At 42.3% G+C, this 19274-nt stretch carries 17 protein-coding genes and 1 tRNA gene; 14 read left to right on the top strand and 4 right to left on the bottom strand.

Annotated elements, in window-relative coordinates; all coding sequences use genetic code 11:
• Window positions 1–24: 24 nt before the first annotated feature.
• Entirely contained in the window at window positions 25–744 is a 720-nt protein-coding gene (rnc, locus tag HWQ42_RS30915) for a ribonuclease III (protein WP_292818777.1), read from the top strand.
• Window positions 745–867: 123 nt separating this feature from the next.
• Window positions 868–1965, top strand: a complete 1098-nt coding sequence (locus HWQ42_RS30910) for a Gfo/Idh/MocA family oxidoreductase (protein WP_292818774.1) — start codon at window positions 868–870, stop codon at window positions 1963–1965.
• A gap of 39 nt (window positions 1966–2004) precedes the next feature.
• Here the strand turns inward: HWQ42_RS30910 and HWQ42_RS30905 are convergent, their stop codons facing one another.
• Window positions 2005–4134, bottom strand: a complete 2130-nt coding sequence (locus HWQ42_RS30905) for an ATP-binding protein (RefSeq protein WP_292818771.1) — start codon at window positions 4132–4134, stop codon at window positions 2005–2007.
• 292 nt (window positions 4135–4426) lie between these two features.
• On the opposite strand from HWQ42_RS30905, the gene HWQ42_RS30900 reads away from it, so the two are divergent.
• The 4 genes from HWQ42_RS30900 to HWQ42_RS30885 all read left to right on the top strand — a co-directional run bounded on the left by HWQ42_RS30900 (window position 4427) and on the right by HWQ42_RS30885 (window position 7579).
• Window positions 4427–5167, top strand: a complete 741-nt coding sequence (locus HWQ42_RS30900; protein ID WP_292818768.1) for a RibD family protein — start codon at window positions 4427–4429, stop codon at window positions 5165–5167.
• A 158-nt stretch (window positions 5168–5325) separates the two neighbouring features.
• Entirely contained in the window at window positions 5326–6507 is a 1182-nt protein-coding gene (locus tag HWQ42_RS30895; protein WP_292818765.1) for a GNAT family N-acetyltransferase, read from the top strand.
• Window positions 6508–6567: 60 nt separating this feature from the next.
• Window positions 6568–7056: a pentapeptide repeat-containing protein gene (locus tag HWQ42_RS30890; RefSeq protein ID WP_292818762.1), complete on the top strand. Its 489-nt coding sequence runs from the start codon at window positions 6568–6570 to the stop codon at window positions 7054–7056.
• Window positions 7057–7195: 139 nt separating this feature from the next.
• Complete coding sequence (locus HWQ42_RS30885) at window positions 7196–7579, top strand: DUF4346 domain-containing protein (RefSeq protein WP_292737808.1); 384 nt, start codon at window positions 7196–7198, stop codon at window positions 7577–7579.
• Between the two features lie 66 nt (window positions 7580–7645).
• On the opposite strand, the gene HWQ42_RS30880 is transcribed toward HWQ42_RS30885, so the two are convergent.
• Window positions 7646–8383: a TPM domain-containing protein gene (locus HWQ42_RS30880; RefSeq protein WP_292818759.1), complete on the bottom strand. Its 738-nt coding sequence runs from the start codon at window positions 8381–8383 to the stop codon at window positions 7646–7648.
• A gap of 735 nt (window positions 8384–9118) precedes the next feature.
• Here HWQ42_RS30880 and surE point away from each other — a divergent pair.
• The 4 genes from surE to HWQ42_RS30860 all read left to right on the top strand — a co-directional run bounded on the left by surE (window position 9119) and on the right by HWQ42_RS30860 (window position 12311).
• The gene (gene surE / locus HWQ42_RS30875; RefSeq protein WP_292818756.1) at window positions 9119–9799 is read left to right on the top strand and encodes a 5'/3'-nucleotidase SurE; all 681 of its coding nucleotides are present in this window, start codon (window positions 9119–9121) and stop codon (window positions 9797–9799) included.
• Between the two features lie 197 nt (window positions 9800–9996).
• Entirely contained in the window at window positions 9997–10620 is a 624-nt protein-coding gene (locus tag HWQ42_RS30870; RefSeq protein WP_292818753.1) for a hypothetical protein, read from the top strand.
• Window positions 10621–10707: 87 nt separating this feature from the next.
• Window positions 10708–10887 carry a hypothetical protein gene (locus HWQ42_RS30865; RefSeq protein ID WP_292818750.1) on the top strand — a complete coding sequence of 60 codons (180 nt, stop codon included), beginning with the start codon at window positions 10708–10710 and terminating at the stop codon, window positions 10885–10887.
• Window positions 10888–11351: 464 nt separating this feature from the next.
• Entirely contained in the window at window positions 11352–12311 is a 960-nt protein-coding gene (locus tag HWQ42_RS30860; RefSeq protein ID WP_292818747.1) for a DDE-type integrase/transposase/recombinase, read from the top strand.
• Window positions 12312–13107: 796 nt separating this feature from the next.
• Here HWQ42_RS30860 and HWQ42_RS30855 read toward each other — a convergent pair.
• Window positions 13108–13181 (bottom strand) — tRNA-Pro (locus HWQ42_RS30855).
• A gap of 136 nt (window positions 13182–13317) precedes the next feature.
• On the opposite strand from HWQ42_RS30855, the gene lipA reads away from it, so the two are divergent.
• The 4 genes from lipA to HWQ42_RS30835 all read left to right on the top strand — a co-directional run bounded on the left by lipA (window position 13318) and on the right by HWQ42_RS30835 (window position 17994).
• Window positions 13318–14202 carry a lipoyl synthase gene (gene lipA / locus HWQ42_RS30850; protein WP_292818744.1) on the top strand — a complete coding sequence of 295 codons (885 nt, stop codon included), beginning with the start codon at window positions 13318–13320 and terminating at the stop codon, window positions 14200–14202.
• 24 nt (window positions 14203–14226) lie between these two features.
• Window positions 14227–15162: an NAD(P)H-dependent glycerol-3-phosphate dehydrogenase gene (locus HWQ42_RS30845; RefSeq protein WP_292818860.1), complete on the top strand. Its 936-nt coding sequence runs from the start codon at window positions 14227–14229 to the stop codon at window positions 15160–15162.
• Window positions 15163–15865: 703 nt separating this feature from the next.
• Window positions 15866–17119 carry an RNA polymerase sigma factor SigC gene (gene sigC, locus HWQ42_RS30840; protein ID WP_292737820.1) on the top strand — a complete coding sequence of 418 codons (1254 nt, stop codon included), beginning with the start codon at window positions 15866–15868 and terminating at the stop codon, window positions 17117–17119.
• 419 nt (window positions 17120–17538) lie between these two features.
• Window positions 17539–17994 carry a Fur family transcriptional regulator gene (locus HWQ42_RS30835; RefSeq protein WP_012407750.1) on the top strand — a complete coding sequence of 152 codons (456 nt, stop codon included), beginning with the start codon at window positions 17539–17541 and terminating at the stop codon, window positions 17992–17994.
• A gap of 132 nt (window positions 17995–18126) precedes the next feature.
• Here the strand turns inward: HWQ42_RS30835 and HWQ42_RS30830 are convergent, their stop codons facing one another.
• Window positions 18127–19266, bottom strand: a complete 1140-nt coding sequence (locus HWQ42_RS30830) for a peptidoglycan-binding protein (protein ID WP_292737822.1) — start codon at window positions 19264–19266, stop codon at window positions 18127–18129.
• Window positions 19267–19274: the final 8 nt, after the last annotated feature.

Here is a 19274-nt window from a genome sequence, read left to right as displayed (position 1 = left end):
CTGCCCCCTTCCCCTTATCATGCAATGCCCCTTGCCTATCCACGCCGTCAACGGCAACTCGAAAGTTTAGTCCAAAAATTAGGTTTGTCGCTAGAAGCACCTATAAAGTGGGAATTGCTAGATTTAGCGCTCACTCATCCCACTGTCTCTGATTCGGCAAATTACGAACAGCTAGAGTTTGTTGGCGATGCAGTGGTGCGGCTGGTGTCGGCTGTTGTGTTATGGGAAAATTATCCCGATTGTCCAGTAGGGGATTTTGCGGCAATTCGTTCGGTGTTGGTGAGCGATCGCATCCTCGCCCAATTGGCCAGAGTTTATGGTTTGGAGTTATACTTACTAGTCGCTGGTAGTGCTACCGCCGATAAAGTTGGTCTAGAATCACGACTGGCAGATGCTTTTGAAGCAGTTCTGGGTGCGCTTTACTTAAGTACTCAAAATCTGGAATTGATTCGCTCTTGGCTAGATCCCCACTTCCACCAACTAGCAACAGAAATTCGCCTCGATCCTGCCAGACTTAATTACAAAGCTGCTCTCCAAGAATGGACTCAGGCGCAATTTAAAGTTTTACCAGAATATCGGGTTGTGGAAGTCACTCAACCACATCGCAATCAAGAACGTTTCATGGCTGAAGTGTGGCTGCACGGAAACAAACTCGGAGAAGGTAAGGGGCGATCGATCAAAACTGCTGAACAAGCCGCAGCTAAAGTAGCTTTTTTAGCAATTCCTAATCCGCAAATACCCTGAGCTTAAAAGAAGGGCGATTAGTCGATAATCAGTTGATTGTCAGTGGTCATTTGTTCCTCATCCTTTGTATACAAATAACTAATGACAAATGACAAATGACAAACGACAAATGACTAATAACTAATGACAAATCAAATTAAAATTGCTGTCATCGGAGTTGGACGTTGGGGAGTGCATCTGCTGCGGAATTTTTTAGCGCATCCCCAAGTAAATGTAGTTGCTGTAGTAGACCCACATCCAGAACGATTAGCGGCGGTCAAGCAGCAGTTTGACTTAGACGAAAATGTAGTATTAACAACTCAATGGCAGGATTTAAAGACAGTGCCAGGGTTGACAGGAGTGGCGATCGCAACTCCTGCTACCACCCACTATGCTTTAATTAAAGATGCTCTCCAACAGGGATACCATGTTTTGGCAGAAAAACCCCTAACTCTCAATCCAGTAGAATGCCGGGAACTTTGCCATTTAGCAGAACAGCATCATTTAATACTAACGGTTGACCATACTTATTTATTTCATCCAGCGGTTGAGCAAGGAAAAACTGTAGTACAAGCGGGTAAATTAGGTGATTTACGCTATGGCTACGCCACCCGCACCCATTTAGGACCTGTCCGGCAAGATGTTGATGCACTGTGGGACTTAGCCATTCATGATATTGCAATCTTTAACGCTTGGCTGGGTCAAATTCCTGTACAAGTACAAGCAACGGGTACGGTGTGGCTACAGGGAGCAGGGGAGCATAGGAGCAGGGGAGCAGAGGTGAGTCCATATACAGATTCTGTGCCTCAAGGTTTGGCTGATTTAGTATGGCTAACACTGACATACCCAGATGGCTTTCAAGCTTATATTCACTTGTGTTGGCTCAATCCTGATAAGCAGCGACGGCTGGGAATTGTAGGCAGCCTTGGCAGCTTGATTTTTGATGAAATGTCAATATCATCACCCCTAACCCTGCTACATGGTGAGTTTGAACAGAAAGGCAATCAATTTATTCCTGTTAATCAAAAGCAGGTAGTGCTGGAATTAGAGCCAGGAGAACCATTGGGGCGGGTTTGCACCTCCTTTGTTGGCTCTATTCTCAACAATACTCCCTCAGAGATTTCGTCTGGCTGGGTTGGCACTGAGTTAGTAGAAATTCTTACTGCTCTAACATTATCTCTTAGCCAAGGCGGTAAACCTGTTTTTTTGAGCGATCGCATCGTCAAGGATCAAAAGCAATAACTCTTCAGGAGTGCTGATAAATATGGACTTTTGACTAAATTACGTCTTGAAAGTCCCATTTGCACAAACTTCTGCTTTTGGAAGACTTACCAAGATAGTTTGCAGGGGCGAAAGACGAATCTCGCAAGTCTCATTTCCAAATAGCAACTGGGATTTCGGAAACTTTTCTTTGTCTACCTCTACTTTCACAGACTTGTTGATCCCCAAAGAAGAACTTCCCCCAGACTCCTGTAGGCTGGGGTAGCGGCTTGCCTTTACTGGCTCATTCCCAGAGGAAAATCCCAAATCCCCGACATTTGCTTCTTTATTTGGAACAGCTAACAGCGAGATATCAATCAAAGGTAAGGTAATTTTCAGTGTCGTACCTTGATGAAGTCCCGCACTCTCAAGAGTAATACTGCCTCCCATGAGTTCGATTAAGTTTCGTGAAATCGCTAGTCCCAGTCCAGTACCTTCAAACTGACGTGTCGTAGTGCCATTCACCATTACAAAGGGGCGAAATAGTTTGTGCTGTTGAGTCGGATCGATACCTATACCTGTATCTTTGACAGCTACTACCACCTGAGATTTACCATTACTAGATTGAATTTCTGTTGCAATGGTGATGCTGCCTGTGTCGGTGAATTTGGTGGCGTTGCCGATAACATTAATCAGCACTTGCTTCAGTTTTCCCGCGTCTGCCTTAATTGGTATCACTTTGGAAGCTAACTCACATTTCAATTGCAAGCCCTTTTGTTGGACATTAACTGATTGTAAATTAATCACTTCTAACAATAGTTGTCGGAGATCAATAGGCGTGGAAATAACTGAAAGCTTACCTGCTTCGATTTTAGAAATGTCGAGTAAATCATTAATAATACCTAACAAGTGAATCGTAGTTTCATCAGCACGTTTGAGAAACTCCATTTCTTCTTCCCGGTCATCACATAAGCCTTCTTCAACCAGGCGAATGCAGTTAATAATAATATTTAATGGGTTTCTCAATTCATGGGAAGTCGTAGCCAAAAACTGACTTTTAATCTGGTTAGCGCTTTTTGCTTCTTTCCAAGCTATTTCCAGTTCTTCTGAACCAGCTTTCAGACGTTCTACCATTTGGTCTAATGCTTGGGCCAGTTGATTGAATTCCCGAATTTGAAAATTGTGCGGAACTGGTTGTGCAGCATGGTGAGAGTGAATATTGAGAGCATAGTCTCGCAATTCTTCTACAGGACGAGCCAAGTAAGGAGCTAAATATAGGGATGCTAACAAACTTGCGCCAATCAAACCAACTGTCAGAACGATAAGAATTAATTTGATTTCCTCTAAACCAAACAGCGCATTCTCGACACTACTAACAGCTAAAACTATCCATTTTTGCTGCTGCTGTTGAGTAAGTGGATTGGCAATAACTGTATAGCCAGCGACTAATTCTTCTCCCTGTCTAAAAGACAAACTTATCGAATCGTTTTTTCCCGTAATTGCATTTTTAATTATGCTCTTGATTTGGGAAGCATGAGGGTGCTGATTGATATTAGTTCCCACCCAGTCTGTGAATGGGTGTGCCAAAATTGTGCCATCTTCAGCAATCACTACCATAGCGCCCGTGAGCGATCCCGGCGGATTTCTGGTTTGTTGGTACAATGCAGACTGAATACTTAAGCTGTAAACTGAATTTCTTCGGCTATCGGAAACTGGTGCAGATAAAACTATTTGCAGTTGATTTTGTGCATTTCTTTTTCCAGTCGTTCCTGCCTTTGGTGGGAAGATTGCTTTGACATCAATTCCATCACTAGGCAAAGGTAATCTTAATTCTCCAATTTCTCGATCCCCGCAGCTACTGGCAATTATCTTGTGGTTTAGGAGATTTGTTAGTTGGATGCACTCAATACTGGCTGGAAGTTGTTGCCTTAACTGCGTGAGAATTTCTTGCTCTTGTATAGGCGAACCCGACGGAATAACCGTCGTTTTGCTTACACTCTGTAAATTAGCTTTTAAGATTGCGATCGCATCTCCAATTCTCTCCCCTTTGCTGATGGCGCTTTCCGTTAAATTTTGCCGTGCAGTTCTCAATATACTAGTACGTGCCTTATTCAAGGCAACAATTTCGCCTACAAGTAAAACTGGAACAAACAGCAGCAATATTCTCGTTACTAAAATTCGACGAAAGGAAGATTGGCGGGAATTAGTCATCAAGTGTCTCACTTTGCACCTGCAATCTACAACACCAAAGATATGCAATTAAATCAGCTAGATGAGACATTTTATTAAATTATCAGAATTTTATTTTCAATGTTTAAAAATAACAAATTGCTATAATTCAAAAAGAAACGTGGTATACCAAAACTCGTATATGCTAGATGTAGAAGCGATTTTTGTTGCATATCAATACAGTAGTGAAATGATAAAACAGTAGCTTGTCGGTATGGTTTTTTGAGAATCTACACACGACTAAAGTAAATATTAAAACTATCAAATCAATTTAATGTTGCAACATCGTCCTCATACTACAGTTGTTTTAGCAATGAGTGCAGATGGCAAGATAGCAGATTTTAAGCGATCGCCTGCTCGGTTTGGCTCAAGGGTTGATAAAGCACACTTAGAAAAACAAATTGCTGCCTCTGATGCCGTTTTGTTCGGTGCTAGGACTTTGGACGCTTATGGAACAACACTTACTGTAACCGATCCAACTCTAGTCCAACTTCGGACGCAAGGAGGGAAGCCTCCGCAACCAGTTCATATAGTGATTACAAACTCTGCAAACCTTAATCCGGAAATTCACTTTTTTAAGCAACCAGTTAGACGCTGGCTACTCACCACAACAGCAGGAGAATTTTCGTGGAAAGAACGCTTACAGATGCTTCACTCAACTTTGGGAATCGGAGTACAGGAGTACCCTACAGAATTTGAGAAGATTCTGGTTTTTGAAACACCGACGCGAGAAATTGACATTCTCGCAGCCTTGAAGCAACTAGCCACTCTACATATAACACGCTTGGTGGTCTTGGGTGGAGGTGAATTAGTCGCTTCCTTGCTGGAACTTGATTTAATTGATGAATTATGGCTAACAGTCTGTCCGCTCATTTTAGGTGGTAATACTGCACCTACACCTGTCGCAGGGAAAGGATTTTTACCCGATTTAGCTCCCAAGTTACAACTTATAGAAGTTCAGACAGTTGAGCAAGAAGTGTTTTTGCACTATCGCCTGCAACGGCCAGCAGATTAGATTACGCTAAGTTAAGTTATTTATTGGGGATGGGGCATTGGGCATTGGGCATGGAGAAGAGACAAGGGAGAGACTTGTTCAATAATTCCCCCTTGTCCCCCTTGTCTCCTCTGCTCCCCACTCCCCACTCCCTACTCCCTACTCCCTACTCCCCTAAGATGGTGGAACAAATTAAGCCTCGCTATTCTGTCGTTTGGACGAACAAAATCGCTGAAGTACCCCAAAATGCCTGGAATGCTTTGGCAATGCCACTCAAAACGCCATTTTTAGAATGGGAATGGTTGAACAATCTTGAAACCTCCCAGAGTGTTACGGCTAAAACTGGTTGGTTGCCAAATCACTTGACATTGTGGCGAGATAAAACGCTGATTGCTGCTGCGCCACTTTATCTTAAAGGACATAGTTCTGGTGAATTTGTATTCGATCATCAATGGGCAGAGTTAGCCGATCGCATCGGAGTCCAATATTACCCAAAATTGCTGGGAATGACACCATTTACCCCAGCTGAGGGTTATCGCTTCTTAATTGCCCCAGGAGAAGACGAGGATGAAATCACAGCGCTGATGGTGCATGAAATTGACACTTTTTGCTCCAAAAATCGGATTTCTGGGTGTCATTTTCTCTACGTCGATCCCCAATGGCGTCCGATGCTAGAACGGTATGGCTTTACAACTTGGCTGCACCACAGTTATATCTGGGAAAATGCTGGTTTTAAAACTTTTGATGATTACTTGAAGGTGTTTAACGCTAATCAGCGCCGCAATATCAAGCGGGAACGCAAAGCTGTGGAGAAAGCAGGTTTACGATTGCAACCGCTGAGTGGGGATCAAATTCCTCAGTCTTTGTTTCCCTTGATGCACCAATTCTATGCTGATACCTGTGATAAGTTTGGCTGGTGGGGTAGCAAGTATCTTACACGGAGATTTTTTGAGCAGCTACACACCGATTATCGCCATCGAGTCTTGTTTGTTGCCGCATATAGCGAGGAAGATAATTCTCATCCTTTAGGAATGTCTTTTTGTTTATTTAAAGATGACAAACTCTATGGACGCTATTGGGGAAGTTTTCAAGAAATAGATTGCTTACATTTTGATGCTTGCTATTATGCGCCGATTGAGTGGGCGATCGCTAACGGTATCCAAATTTTTGACCCTGGTGCGGGTGGGCGACACAAAAAACGGCGAGGTTTCCCCGCTATGCCCAATCACAGTTTGCACCGCTTTTACAATAATCGTTTAGGACAAATTATCCGTCCCTATATTAAGGAAGTGAATCAACTCGAACAGGAGCAGATTGAGGCGATTAATGCAGAGTTGCCATTTAGTGAGAAAAATGCTTGAGGAAAAGAACTACTTTCGTAACATCACTGCGTAAGTCCTAATAAGTTCAGGAAAATATTTATGGATCGCCTGAATCGTGATGAATTGATTAGAAGATATGCTGCTGGAGAAAGAAACTTTGCTGGAGTCAAGTTAGACGTAGATTTGTCGGGGATTGACCTGAGTGGTGCTGACTTGACTGGAAATAAGATGGACGAGTTCTATTTTGAGCGTGCCATATTGAAGCGTGCCAGTTTCGTCAATACCCAATTGGCTCAATCCTGTTTCGATGCTGCGGATTTGACCGAAGCCGATTTCAGAGGTGCTAGATTGTCTTACGCAAACCTCAGAGTTACTAACATGACTAACGCTGACCTTAGAGGAGCGAGATTTTCCAACACTAGGTTCGATAGAGCTAATCTTACCGGGGCTAATTTGAGTGGAACTGATTTGGGGGGATGTATTCTGTGTGAAGCTAACTTGACTGGAGCCAATTTGGAAGGATCTAGTCTGCGTCGCATTACTTTTCGTAACACCATCATGCCAGATGGCACTATTCGGAATAGTTGAGTCTAATTCTCTGATTTTGTTTTAAGTAAAAGGAATCAAAAATATCTGAAAGATATCAAGAAGACTAAGGAAGATAGGAATTACACTTGATATATAGTGTAAAAACCCTCAAGAAAGAAAATTTCTTTTTATAATGCTTATGGATTTAATAGTTGAAGATTTAGCCGCGATTGATGATAAACTTTCCCAGCGTCATATTGACCTCGATCCCGGTGGATATTTCATTATTTACTTAGATCGAGATGCAGGATTAATTTATGCCAAGCATTTTACAAATGTGATTGACGATCGCGGTTTAGCTGTCGATCCCGAAACGGGAAAGGTAATTCCGGCGCGACAAAAGGTAGAACGAACTCATACAACAGTTTTTAGCGCGAGAACGGCGAAAGAACTTTGCGTGAAAATTTTTGAAGAAACTCAGCCTACTTTGGTAACTCAATTAGATCATGCAGCTTATTTGGGCCGAGAATTTGTCCGGGCTGAGGTGGCTTTAGTTACAGGGCGAGAGTATGTTCAGGATTAAATTTAGGAGTGAGGAGTTAAAAATTAAGAGTTAAAAATTCCTAACTCCTAACTCCTAACTCCCGCATTACCCATTAGAAGAGGGCTGATTTATCTGATAGATATAGTAAGTTGCCATTGGGATAACAGTGGCAGCAATTAACAATCCTACTACCCAAGCAGTAGCGTTACCTTGGTTGGTTTCTTCTGCTTTCTTGAAAGTGCCTCCAACCTGCACATTGTCAATTAGTTGGGGTGGCCCTGGATCGGCTTTGCCAGAGAGAACGGCGACAAGGCGATCGCTTGCATCGAGAAATGCCTGGTTGTATTTGTCACCATTGCGTAACGGCACACTTACTGTTTCAGTAGCTACACTCTCGGCAATAGAGTCAGTAAGCATTGGCTTGACTTGATCCCCAGTAACAATGGCGGTACCATTAGTAACTGTATCAAGAACCAATAAAGTTTGATTCGCTTGGGCTGCTTTGGTCGGAAACCATTTTTTAAACAGTTCTTTAGTAAAGCTTTCTGGTGTTTCTCCGTAGTCAAGGCGACGGACAGTAACAATTCTTACTTCTTTATCTGTTTGCTTTGCCAAATCCTTAAAAGCGCTGCTAATCTTGCCTTCATTTATACGGCTGATGACTTCACCTTGATCTAAAACCCAGGTGTCATTCCCTGCTGCCAGGCTGGGTATTTGATACACACCTGTGGCTAAAGCAGGTGTAGCAAACACCGAGGCTGCGAAAATAACCGTCACCAAAGGTAGAATTAGCCGGATGAGGTGTTTTTGACTGCTAAAAACTTGTTTGAGGAGCTGTTTCATTGTGTGATCCCTAAGACATACTTGCACCAAAAATACTACAGAACCACTGCAAAAATCACCTCTTTCCCGATTTTCTCCAGTGTGAAATTTCTGATATTCCCAGCAAATATGTATTGTACGGGATTTTTGATTGCACAAACTTGTTTTGAGGGCGACTGCAAGCATTAACCTGACACTAAACCCTTTACTAGCCACAAGAAATACCGCCCATTTTGGGAATTAACCCAAATGCTTAGGGCGGAATTTTGCAAACCATCTAGAAATCATATCCCATGATTCATATTTTGGTTCAACAACGCCATATATTTTCATATCTGCGAGTAGCTTTTCCTGACGTACTCATTAGATATCTGAGTGAAAAAGAATGTCAAGACCTTATACTACTAGGTCTCTACAAGGGTTCTGAACAATGCATATTTAATTTATATACAGCAGATTTCAAGTAGGTAAGGTAGACAAGCTAAGTCTTTTACCCAGCTATAAAGCAATACAGTTCAGTTAAGCATTGCTTTCTTCTCTCAGTGCCCTCTGCGCCTCTGTGGTTCGTAAAAAAAATTGACTTTGACAAAGAGTTTTAGCCTTAACTGAACCGTATTGAGCTATAAAGCATATTTTACTCCTGAATTCTGTTAGCGCAGCGGGGCGTAGCCCATTCTGAATTCTGCTGTAGATGTCTATGTGATGGTTGATATCTGCATTTTTCTGATATTTTAGCTAAATCAATATCATATATACATGACTATACTTTTAACTAACGACGATGGCATTGATGCCCCTGGTATCCAAGCGCTGCTCAAAGCTGTAAACGGCAAAAATTCTATTATCGCTGCTCCTGCCGATCATCAGTCTGGCTGTGGACATCAAGTTACTACTACTCGTGCTATCAACCTCCGGCGACGTTCTGAGACTGAGTATGCGATCGCAGGTACTCCCGCTGATTGTGTGAGAATTGCGATAACACAAATTCACGCAGATGTCAAATTTGTACTTTCAGGTATCAACGCCGGGGGCAACTTAGGAGTCGATGCCTATATTTCTGGCACAGTTGCCGCTGTACGAGAAGCCGCGATGCACGGTATTCCCGGAATTGCCATTTCTCAGTATCGCAAAGCCAAGCAGAATTTTGATTGGGATCTAGCTGCCAAATTCACTGCTGAAGTTTTAGCCGATTTACTCAAGCGTCCCCTAGAAACAGGAAGCTTCTGGAATGTGAATTTACCGCATCTGCAACCAGGAGAACCAGATCCTGAAGTGGTGTTTTGCCAAGCCTGTACCAAACCTTTGCCCGTGAACTATCGAATTGAAGGTGATAATTTTTATTATGTAGGGGAATATGGCAAACGCGATCGCACTCTTGGCAGCGATGTAGATGTATGTTTTTCCGGTAATATCGCCGTTACTCAGTTAAGAGTTTGACATCGGCCATCAGCGAATAGTTAACTCTTAGCAACTTTTAGGCGATTACAAATTACAAGTTATTTAGACATTGAGGAGAAGATTATTAATTAATCTTATGGGTATTGTTGGTGCGATCGCGATCGAAATTTTCAAGGATTTGAAATCTGGTAAAGTTTCAGTGGTACTGAACACTAATTTCAAAAAAGGAGAAATATATGCAGTTTCTCAAAATTCTTCTTGTTGCGCTCGTATTGATGGTGAACATGCTAATTGCTCAACCCTCTTGGGCAGGTAAGGATTTCACTAAGGGGGCTGACTATGCTGAGGTAACTCAGGCACTCAATCAACTTCTAACTGTAAAGAATACACCTGAGCAAGCGGGCTATACACCTGAGCAGTTCCAGCAACGACTGGCACAATTGCAGTCTCAGAAAAATGTCATAGAAACAGCTAGAAAGCGGGCGCAGTGCCGCAATGAAACTGGAAAGACTTTGGCTGTCTATGCCAATAAACCAAAAAAAATTCCAACCCAACTCTACTTTCTGGGCGCAGGAACAATCACCGATGATGATTGGGATTGCGATGGTATTTACTTACCCGCAGGTTCTCAAGTGGTTCTAGGCCCAAATGCTCAACCACAAGAACTGACTGAACCAATCGCCGTTAAGTTTGTCGATGGCACACAGTCTCTTGCTAGAACCAATCCAGCCACTGGTGCAATTGAATTGAATGTTGAACCTGCGAAAGTATTCAAGGCGGGTGAGAGTAGCTGGTTGCTCCCTACTTTTTCCCAAGCGGATATCGATACGCAAATTCCCACCCCACAACTAATTGACTAATCTCATCTAGATAATTCAACTTTTATGCACTTCCCGCATAAAAGTTGAGCTAAAGAAATACGATATATAAAGGGAAATCTTTAAGCATTGAATAACCAAATTTTAATTAAAGAAAAATTACAAGCAAAGCTTGAGAATATTCAAAGTAAGAGAAACGGTTCTCCCATTACCGATTTGCAGCTAGACAAAACCTTAGCCGCAGAAATTAAAAAATTGACGACGGAACTGGAGAGCGTCAATCCTAATCTCAATCCTCTTGTCGAATAACTAATTATTTATCGTCTTAACTAATTAATGTCGTTTATATAAAATAGCTATAAGTCTTACAGAATAAAGTATATAGCTTTTTTAGGCTAAATTTAATACCATTCATGATTTAACTAATTAGCTGTCTTAAATTGAATACATAACATTTTAAGCGTCGTTTTTCAAAAAACAGTTTTAAAAAATTTTCGACTATAGATAACGAAATAAGTGTCGTTTTTCTGAAATGAGATAGACATAAAAAATTAAATGTCGCTTTTTGGAACAAAATAGTATTAAGTATATAAGCAAAAATAAGTAACAAATAAGACACATGTATACTAATGTCTTATTGTTTCTCTCTACTTGCGAAGTCATACTCCTATTCCGGCTTCATTTCGATGCAAGCTAAATCTGTAAACTTGGTTTTTCTTAGAGAGACTTGCTGTATTGCCTAATCAATTAGTTTCAAGCTATGAAGTTTGTTTATGGGTGAAACTCCAAACTCCAATCAGGTTGATGAATCTTTACTTTTGCATGATCGCTCGGATCAGGTTGATAAAACTTCGGAGAGTGCAGATGCAAAAGAAAACAATGTAATTGTTACTGAACTTTCGGCAGAGGCTAAGTTGAGAGTGGAGGTATTACAAAGTCTGATTGGGTCATGCGATCGCAAAACCTACGGAATTAAATTAAAGCAAGCCGCAGAAAAACTTGGCAAGACGGTTCGGACAGTCAAAAAATATCAAGAACAGGGGTTATCAGGCGTTACTGAAGCCGAACGATCTGATAAAGGTGCTTATCGAATTGATGATGGTTGGCAAGATTTTATCGTCAAAACTTATAAAGAAGGTAACAAGGACGGTAGAAAAATGACACCGGCTCAAGTCGCAATTCGAGTTCAGATTAGAGCCGGACAGCTAGGTTTAGAGAAATATCCCTGCCACATGACGGTTTATCGCGTTCTTAACCCAATTATTGAACGTAAAGAGCAGAAGCAAAAGGTAAGAAATATCGGTTGGCGTGGATCGAGAGTTTCCCATCAAACTCGTGATAGTCAGACGCTCGATGTACATCATAGTAACCATGTTTGGCAGTGCGACCATACAAAATTGGATGTCATGTTAGTTGACCAGTACGGTGAAACTTTGGCACGTCCTTGGTTCACAAAAATTACAGATAGCTATTCGCGCTGCATTATGGGCATCTATTTAGGTTTTGATCCACCTAGTTCTCTGGTAGTCGCTTTAGCTATGCGTCATGCGATGTTACGCAAGCAGTATAGTTCGGAATATAAACTTTATTGCGAGTGGGGAACTTACGGGGTTCCAGAAAACCTATTTACTGATGGCGGGAAGGATTTTCGCTCTGAGCATTTGAAGCAAATTGGTTTTCAACTTGGTTTTGAGTGCCATTTATGCGATCGCCAAAACCTATCAAGCAGATAGCATGTTCATGCTCTTTTGAGCCAATGTACTGTGAAAAATCTGGGTTAGTTTGGCGGTTGTCAGACCGTCATGCTTTCTGACCCTGGTAGCTGCCCGCTTCTGATGCTGCTGTCGCAAGACAGGATAGGTGCGCTCCCAGCAATAAGGAGTAAGGCTTTTAGCCATAGTCGTTATTCATAACGATGTGGATTACCACAGTGGTGGCTACTGAATCACCCCCTTCGTCGGGGGAACCCTCCAAATATTTTTTTGGCGTGTCAAAGCGGGGGCAAAATCCCTGGAGTCCCGCCAAAACTTTAAAACCCTTATCCAGTCTTGACTTAAGAAACTAGTATGTCAATGCATTTAGTTTTTTAATTTTCAGTTCGAGACTTTTTAAGCAGACCTGCCAAATTATGTGATGGGAAGCTTTTATAGCAAGGGTTCTAGACGGGTAGAGTTTCAACAACCATCCCGGGTGGGTTGAAAGATGAAGCAGTATTTTCAAGCCACAGGACAAGTGGGTTGTTTCAACAACCATCCGGTGTACGAATAAGTTACTAGTATTGTTGAATTTTTATTTAAATTGCAAGCTTTTTGGGAGGGTTGAAAGGCGCACTTCGTTCGGGATTATCCTGAATGTTTGCAGATATATTGGAATTATGGTGAGCTTATAACTGAGCCTCCTACTCCACTCAAAGAAAGTCAGCTATATTTAATTCCATAGGAAAGCAGTTGACAAATAATTTGTCGCTCTACGAGTGTTGACAAATAATTTGTCGCCACGGTCAAATAATTTGTCGCTCTACAACATAAATCGGGATGACTGGATTCGAACCAGCGGCCCCTTCGTCCCGAACGAAGTGCGCTACCAAGCTGCGCCACATCCCGCCATAAAAATGGCATTGTAAATTAAGAATATCATAACCTGTACCAAATAGCAGAATTACATCTATATACGATCGCTTCATCAAAGGCTTTGCTTGCTAGGATTAAATTTGTATAACTCTAGTGGTAAAAGCGGATTGTGACTGTAAAACCAGACTGGTTGCGGGTGAAAGCACCTGGGCGTGAGCGCATCGGTAACGTTAAAGAAATTTTGCGGGATTTAGCCCTCAATACAGTTTGCGAGGAAGCGTCCTGTCCGAATATTGGTGAATGCTTCAACGCTGGGACTGCTACGTTTTTGATTATGGGCCCGGCTTGTACACGCGCTTGTCCCTACTGCGATATTGATTTTGAGAAAAAACCCAAACCACTAGACCCCACGGAAGCTACACGACTGGCCCAAGCTGTTCGCCGCTTGAACCTTAACCATGTAGTCATCACTTCTGTAAACCGAGATGACTTACTTGATGGTGGTGCTTCTCAGTTTATGGCGTGTATTGATGCAGTTAACTCTGTTTCACCCAACACCACAATTGAGGTGCTAATTCCTGACTTATGCGGTAATTGGAATGCTCTAGAGTTAATACTACAGGCTGCGCCAGAGGTATTAAACCACAATACCGAAACTGTTCCACGCCTATATCGCCGGGTGCGTCCCCAAGGAAACTACGATCGCACATTAGAATTATTGCAGCGCACTCGTCAAGTTTCTCCTAGCACATACACTAAATCTGGCATTATGGTTGGACTCGGTGAAACTGATGCCGAAATTCGCCAGGTTATGCAAGACTTGCGAACTGTCGATTGCGATATTTTGACCATTGGGCAATATCTCCAACCCAGTCAAAAACACTTGCAGGTAAACGAATTTGTCAATCCAGAACAATTTGCTGACTGGAAAGCATTCGGTGAAGAAATCGGATTTTTACAAGTTGTTTCTTCACCATTGACAAGAAGCTCCTATCATGCTGGACAAGTTAGAGAATTGATGGAACGTTACCCACGCTCAAAAGTTAGGAGTTAAGAATTAGGAATTATGAGTGAGCAGATGTACTCCAACACAAAACTTTCCGTTGCAATTCTGGGTGCAGGTGCTTGGGGTGCATCTCTAGCAAATCTCGCCGCTGCAAATGGTCATCAGGTGCGTGTGTGGTCGCGTCAAGGTTCCCAAAGTCTTCAAGTAATTTTAAAAGATGTCCAAATAATCCTGTCTGCTATCTCAATGATTGGTGTGAGAGATGTTGCTTCCCAAGTTGAGTCTTTCCCCCTTTCTCCAGAGACAATTTTTGTGACGGCGACGAAAGGCTTAGATCCTCAAACTACCTGCACGCCGTCGCAAATTTGGCAAACAGTATTCCCTAACCATCCAGTGGTTGTTTTGTCTGGACCTAATTTATCAAAAGAAATTCAAATGGAATTACCAGCAGCCACGGTGGTAGCCAGTAACATCCCCACGGCTGCGGAAGTAGTGCAGTTAGTATTTTCTTCTCATCGTTTCCGGGTATATACCAATCCCGACCCCTTGGGCGTGGAGCTGGGGGGAACACTGAAAAATGTGATTGCGATCGCAGCTGGTGTGTGCGATGGTTTACAACTGGGAACCAATGCCAAAGCTGCTTTAGTCACCCGTGGACTTACCGAAATGGTTCGCATCGGCAAAAACTGGGGTGCAAAGACGGAAACATTTTATGGTTTATCGGGTCTAGGAGATTTGTTAGCAACGTGCAATAGTCCCTTAAGTCGCAATTACCAAGTCGGCTATCAGCTAGCTGGTGGTAAGTCACTTACAGAAACTCTCGCAAATTTACAAGGAACGGCTGAAGGAGTAAACACTTGCCGAGTTTTGATGCAACGAGCCAAGCAACAAAACATTGCAGTCCCAATTACCGAGCAAGTTTATCGGTTACTTCAAGGCGAAATCACACCCGGACAAGCACTTGATGAACTGATGTTGCGAGATATCAAGCCAGAGTACAACTACTAGTTAGTAGTCTGTCAAATCAACTTGCTGGCTCAATAAGTTCGTAGTAAGGACTTTAGTCCTTATATTAAGCACTTCAGTGCTTACTACATAACAAGCTTTCCTTAGCTTGATGGACTACTAGTTAGTAGTCTGTCAAGTTGAAATTGGCACGTCAAGACTGACATAGAAGACGACGCAGGTACACGGAGAGGGTATTTGATAATTTATCCGCATCTTCTATCTCCGTATCGAGAGAACTTTTGCCGTTAATGCTAATCACTTCCCCGATATCTATTAGTTCTACTTATACCTGAATAATCCTGAGAAAAAATTGCTAAATCGTCAGGATATTACTTTTGCAGCCATGTAAATGTGACTATGCCAATTATAAAGATGACATTCACTGAAGGATGTTTATACTGTGTTACAAAAGTTACTATCTAAAAACCATCAAGGTTGAAATATTAACTAAGTAGTTGAAATATTGAAAGCCTAGCTGTGGATTTAATAGCTATTGGTTTAATCAAAAGTTTAGCAGCGGATTAAGTTCAGTAATCCTGTATCCAATAAAACCATTACAGTTAATTTCTAAAAAAATTGTAATGGAACGTTCAACCATGTTAGTTCATCGTTAATCGCGGGAACAATAGCAACAGTTGAATAGCTGACCGTAATCTAAGCTGACCGAAATCTATTGTTACCTGGAGCCATTGAGACGATCTTTATGCCAGCAACATCTTTTTATACAGACGCCCCCTACAACACCAAAAAGTCTAGCCAGGCTTTGGACTCGGATCTCACGGTTGATGACAGTGAGTTATCGGTAGATGATTTACAGGAGCTAGAGCTGGCTTCTGTTGACAATAATGCTAACTTTGCTGCTAGCACTAACCGTCGGAGTACAGACCTAGTACGTCTATATCTTCAAGAAATTGGTCGGGTTCGCTTGTTGGGGCGCGATGAAGAGGTTTCAGAAGCTCAAAAAGTCCAACGCTACTTGCGGATGCGGATAGTACTTGCTAAGGCCGCCAAGGAAGGGGATGAAGTGATTACGCCCTATCTAAGGTTAGTTGAAGTTCAAGAACGTCTAACCTCGGAACTAGGACATCGCCCCTCTTTGGAAAGATGGGCTGCTACTGCTGATATAGTTTTATCCGATCTTAGGCCAACTTTGGCAAATGGCAAACGTCGCTGGGCTGAAATTGCCAAGTTGACTGTAGAAGAGTTGGAGCAAGTTCAGTCCCAAGGACTCCAAGCAAAAGAACACATGATTAAGGCGAATCTTCGCTTAGTTGTGTCTGTTGCTAAGAAGTATCAAAATCGTGGTTTGGAATTGTTGGATTTAGTCCAAGAAGGTACATTAGGTTTGGAGCGGGCTGTAGAAAAATTTGACCCAACTAAGGGTTATCGCTTCAGTACTTATGCATACTGGTGGATTCGTCAGGGAATTACACGGGCGATCGCTACTTCTAGTCGCACGATTCGTCTTCCGGTTCACATCACCGAAAAGTTAAACAAAATTAAAAAGGCTCAACGCAAAATTGCTCAAGAAAAAGGTCGCACTCCGACTTTAGAGGATTTAGCAACTGAGTTAGAGATGACACCAACCCAAGTACGAGAAGTTTTGTTGCGGGTTCCTCGCTCCGTTTCTTTGGAAACCAAGGTTGGTAAGGATAAAGACACTGAGTTAGGTGAATTACTCGAAACCGACAGTGTAACTCCAGAAGAGATGTTAATGCGAGAATCTTTACAAAGAGATTTGCATCATCTTCTGTCAGATTTGACTAGCCGGGAGCGTGATGTAATTTTGATGCGGTTTGGTTTGGCAGATGGTCATCCTTATTCTTTAGCAGAAATTGGCCGCGCTCTTGACTTGTCGCGCGAACGAGTCCGCCAAATTGAATCCAAGGCTTTGCAAAAGTTACGTCAACCCAAGCGCCGCAACCTCATCCGCGACTATTTGGAGTCTCTGAGTTAGTCATTTGTCATTAGTCATTTGTCATTAGAAAACTACACTTGACAAATGACTAGGGACAAAAGGCTGATTTGATCCCCAGGTCAAAAGCCTTTTATAGGCTTACAGCAAATAATTAGCATTAAACTGTATAAAAGTTTTCCCCAATTTTTGCTCAGATATCTTGAAGGTGGGGAGTAACTAGACAATTCAAATTTAACTTAGGCAAAATTCAACGTCAAGGGATGCAATCGTTACAAGTATCCTAACTATTAGCTGTATGCAAATTAAATGCACTACAGCTTATTACTTGAATTTGGCTCAAGATTTGATGAATTGTTCTTAAATATTTAGTAAGAATTCTCAATAGGCAATGATTGTTGCAAATTGCTCCCAAGATTTGTTATATTCTCAACTAACAAGCTTTGTTGAGAAATATTAGTATGACTGTCTACACAACTACTTCACTCAAGGCAGAACTGAATGAACGAGGCTGGCGATTAACTCCCCAGCGCGAAACAATTTTACACATTTTTCAAGAACTTCCGCAAGGTGAACATCTGAGTGCGGAGGATCTTTATCATCGACTCGAAACTGATGGTGAAGGGATCAGTCTGTCAACTATTTATCGGACTTTGAAGTTGATGGCAAGGATGGGAATTTTACGGGAATTAGAACTGGGCGAGGGACATAAGCATTATGAGATCAACCAGCCCTATCCTCACCACCACCATCACTTAATTTGTGTTAGATGCAACTCAACTATTGAGTTTAAAAATGATTCAATTTTAAAAATTGGGTCAAAAACTGCTCAAAAAGAAGGTTTTCATCTCTTAGACTGTCAAATGACCATCCATGCAGTGTGTCCCAAGTGCCAACGGGCGCTGATGCCGCTTTAGTACTTGGGTGGATAAATAAAACAAAACTACTCAAATTAACCAAATAAATGGAATTTTGAGCAGTTTGTAATTTGCTGTTACTGGAGGCAAGCAACCAGTTGGGGACTGATACTAACGACACGAAAGCGGATGTTAAAAGCGTCCGCTCTTAAGATCCTTGAGGCTAATGCCGTAGAATTCTTGGGCTTGTTTAATCGCTTTTTTGGTGTCATCTGCCATCACACCATTGAGCTTGCCTTTATAAAAACCCCGCTCCCGTAGTCGGGTTTGAATTTCTAAGGTATTAAATTCGCTTTTGCTAGCAGTATTAACTGAGCTATATAACTTAGCTCGCGTAGTTGGGCCAGCAACACCACTTGCTTTCAAGAAGTTAGCTGCCTGAAATCGGCGTACAGCATCGGCAGTATAAGGGCCATAGTAGCCATTTGGCTCTCCCTCTAAATATCCTGCTTGGATCAATTGTTCTTGAACAATTCTAACTGGCTCACCGCGATCGCCTACACGAAGTTTATCTCGATTGACTACCTTTTTGGGAGCCTCTTCTCCATCGCCGATGCCAGTTCCTGGCAATTTACCTAATGTTGCTGGGCCTGCAATTCCATCAACGCTTAATTTGTAAGAATCTTGGAATCGCTTGACAGATTCTTCGGTAATTGGACCAAATATGCCTGTGGCGTTTCCGTAATAAAAGCCTGCGACTCTTAACCGTTCTTGCAAAGCTCTCACATCTTCACCTTCATCCCCCTTAGCAAGGTAGTTAGGATTGCGGCGTTTGCTGGTGGCTGAACTAGCTGAACTAGTAGGGCTAGGCTTTTTAGCTTGTGCGCTTACAGCAGTAGTTTTTTTAGCTTGTGTAGCGGTAGTTGTGGGCTTTTTGGCTTGCCAACTTTCTAATTTTTGCAGGGTGCTTGCTCCAACAATGCCGTCCACTGGTAAACCAGCGGCTTTTTGGAAGCGCCGCACAGCTTCTTGTGTGGATACATCATATACTTGGGTAACAGAAGCTTGGTAAAAACCTGCTGTTTTTAACTTTTGTTGTAGATTTCTGACAGAAGGACCTTGATCGCCTTTTTCTAGTGCCATGACGCTGCTGACAGCGCCAAGAATAGATAAAGACAGAGCAAGGGGCAACATATACTTCCAAGCCCTACCAGAAAGCCTTTTCCAGTCTGGCGCAGCTGCTTTGTTAAACAAAGAACTGAGGGAGACCAATTCACTGGGTGTGCTGTCTTCGTAGGCGAAAGCTAGGTGCAAATACGCAAGATTCTCCATATTTGTTT

The organism is Nostoc sp. JL23, assembly GCF_017115065.1.
Taxonomy (GTDB): domain Bacteria; phylum Cyanobacteriota; class Cyanobacteriia; order Cyanobacteriales; family Nostocaceae; genus Nostoc; species Nostoc punctiforme_A.
The sequence above is the reverse complement of the archived record's forward strand: the minus strand, read 5'-3'. Positions and strand labels throughout refer to the sequence as shown.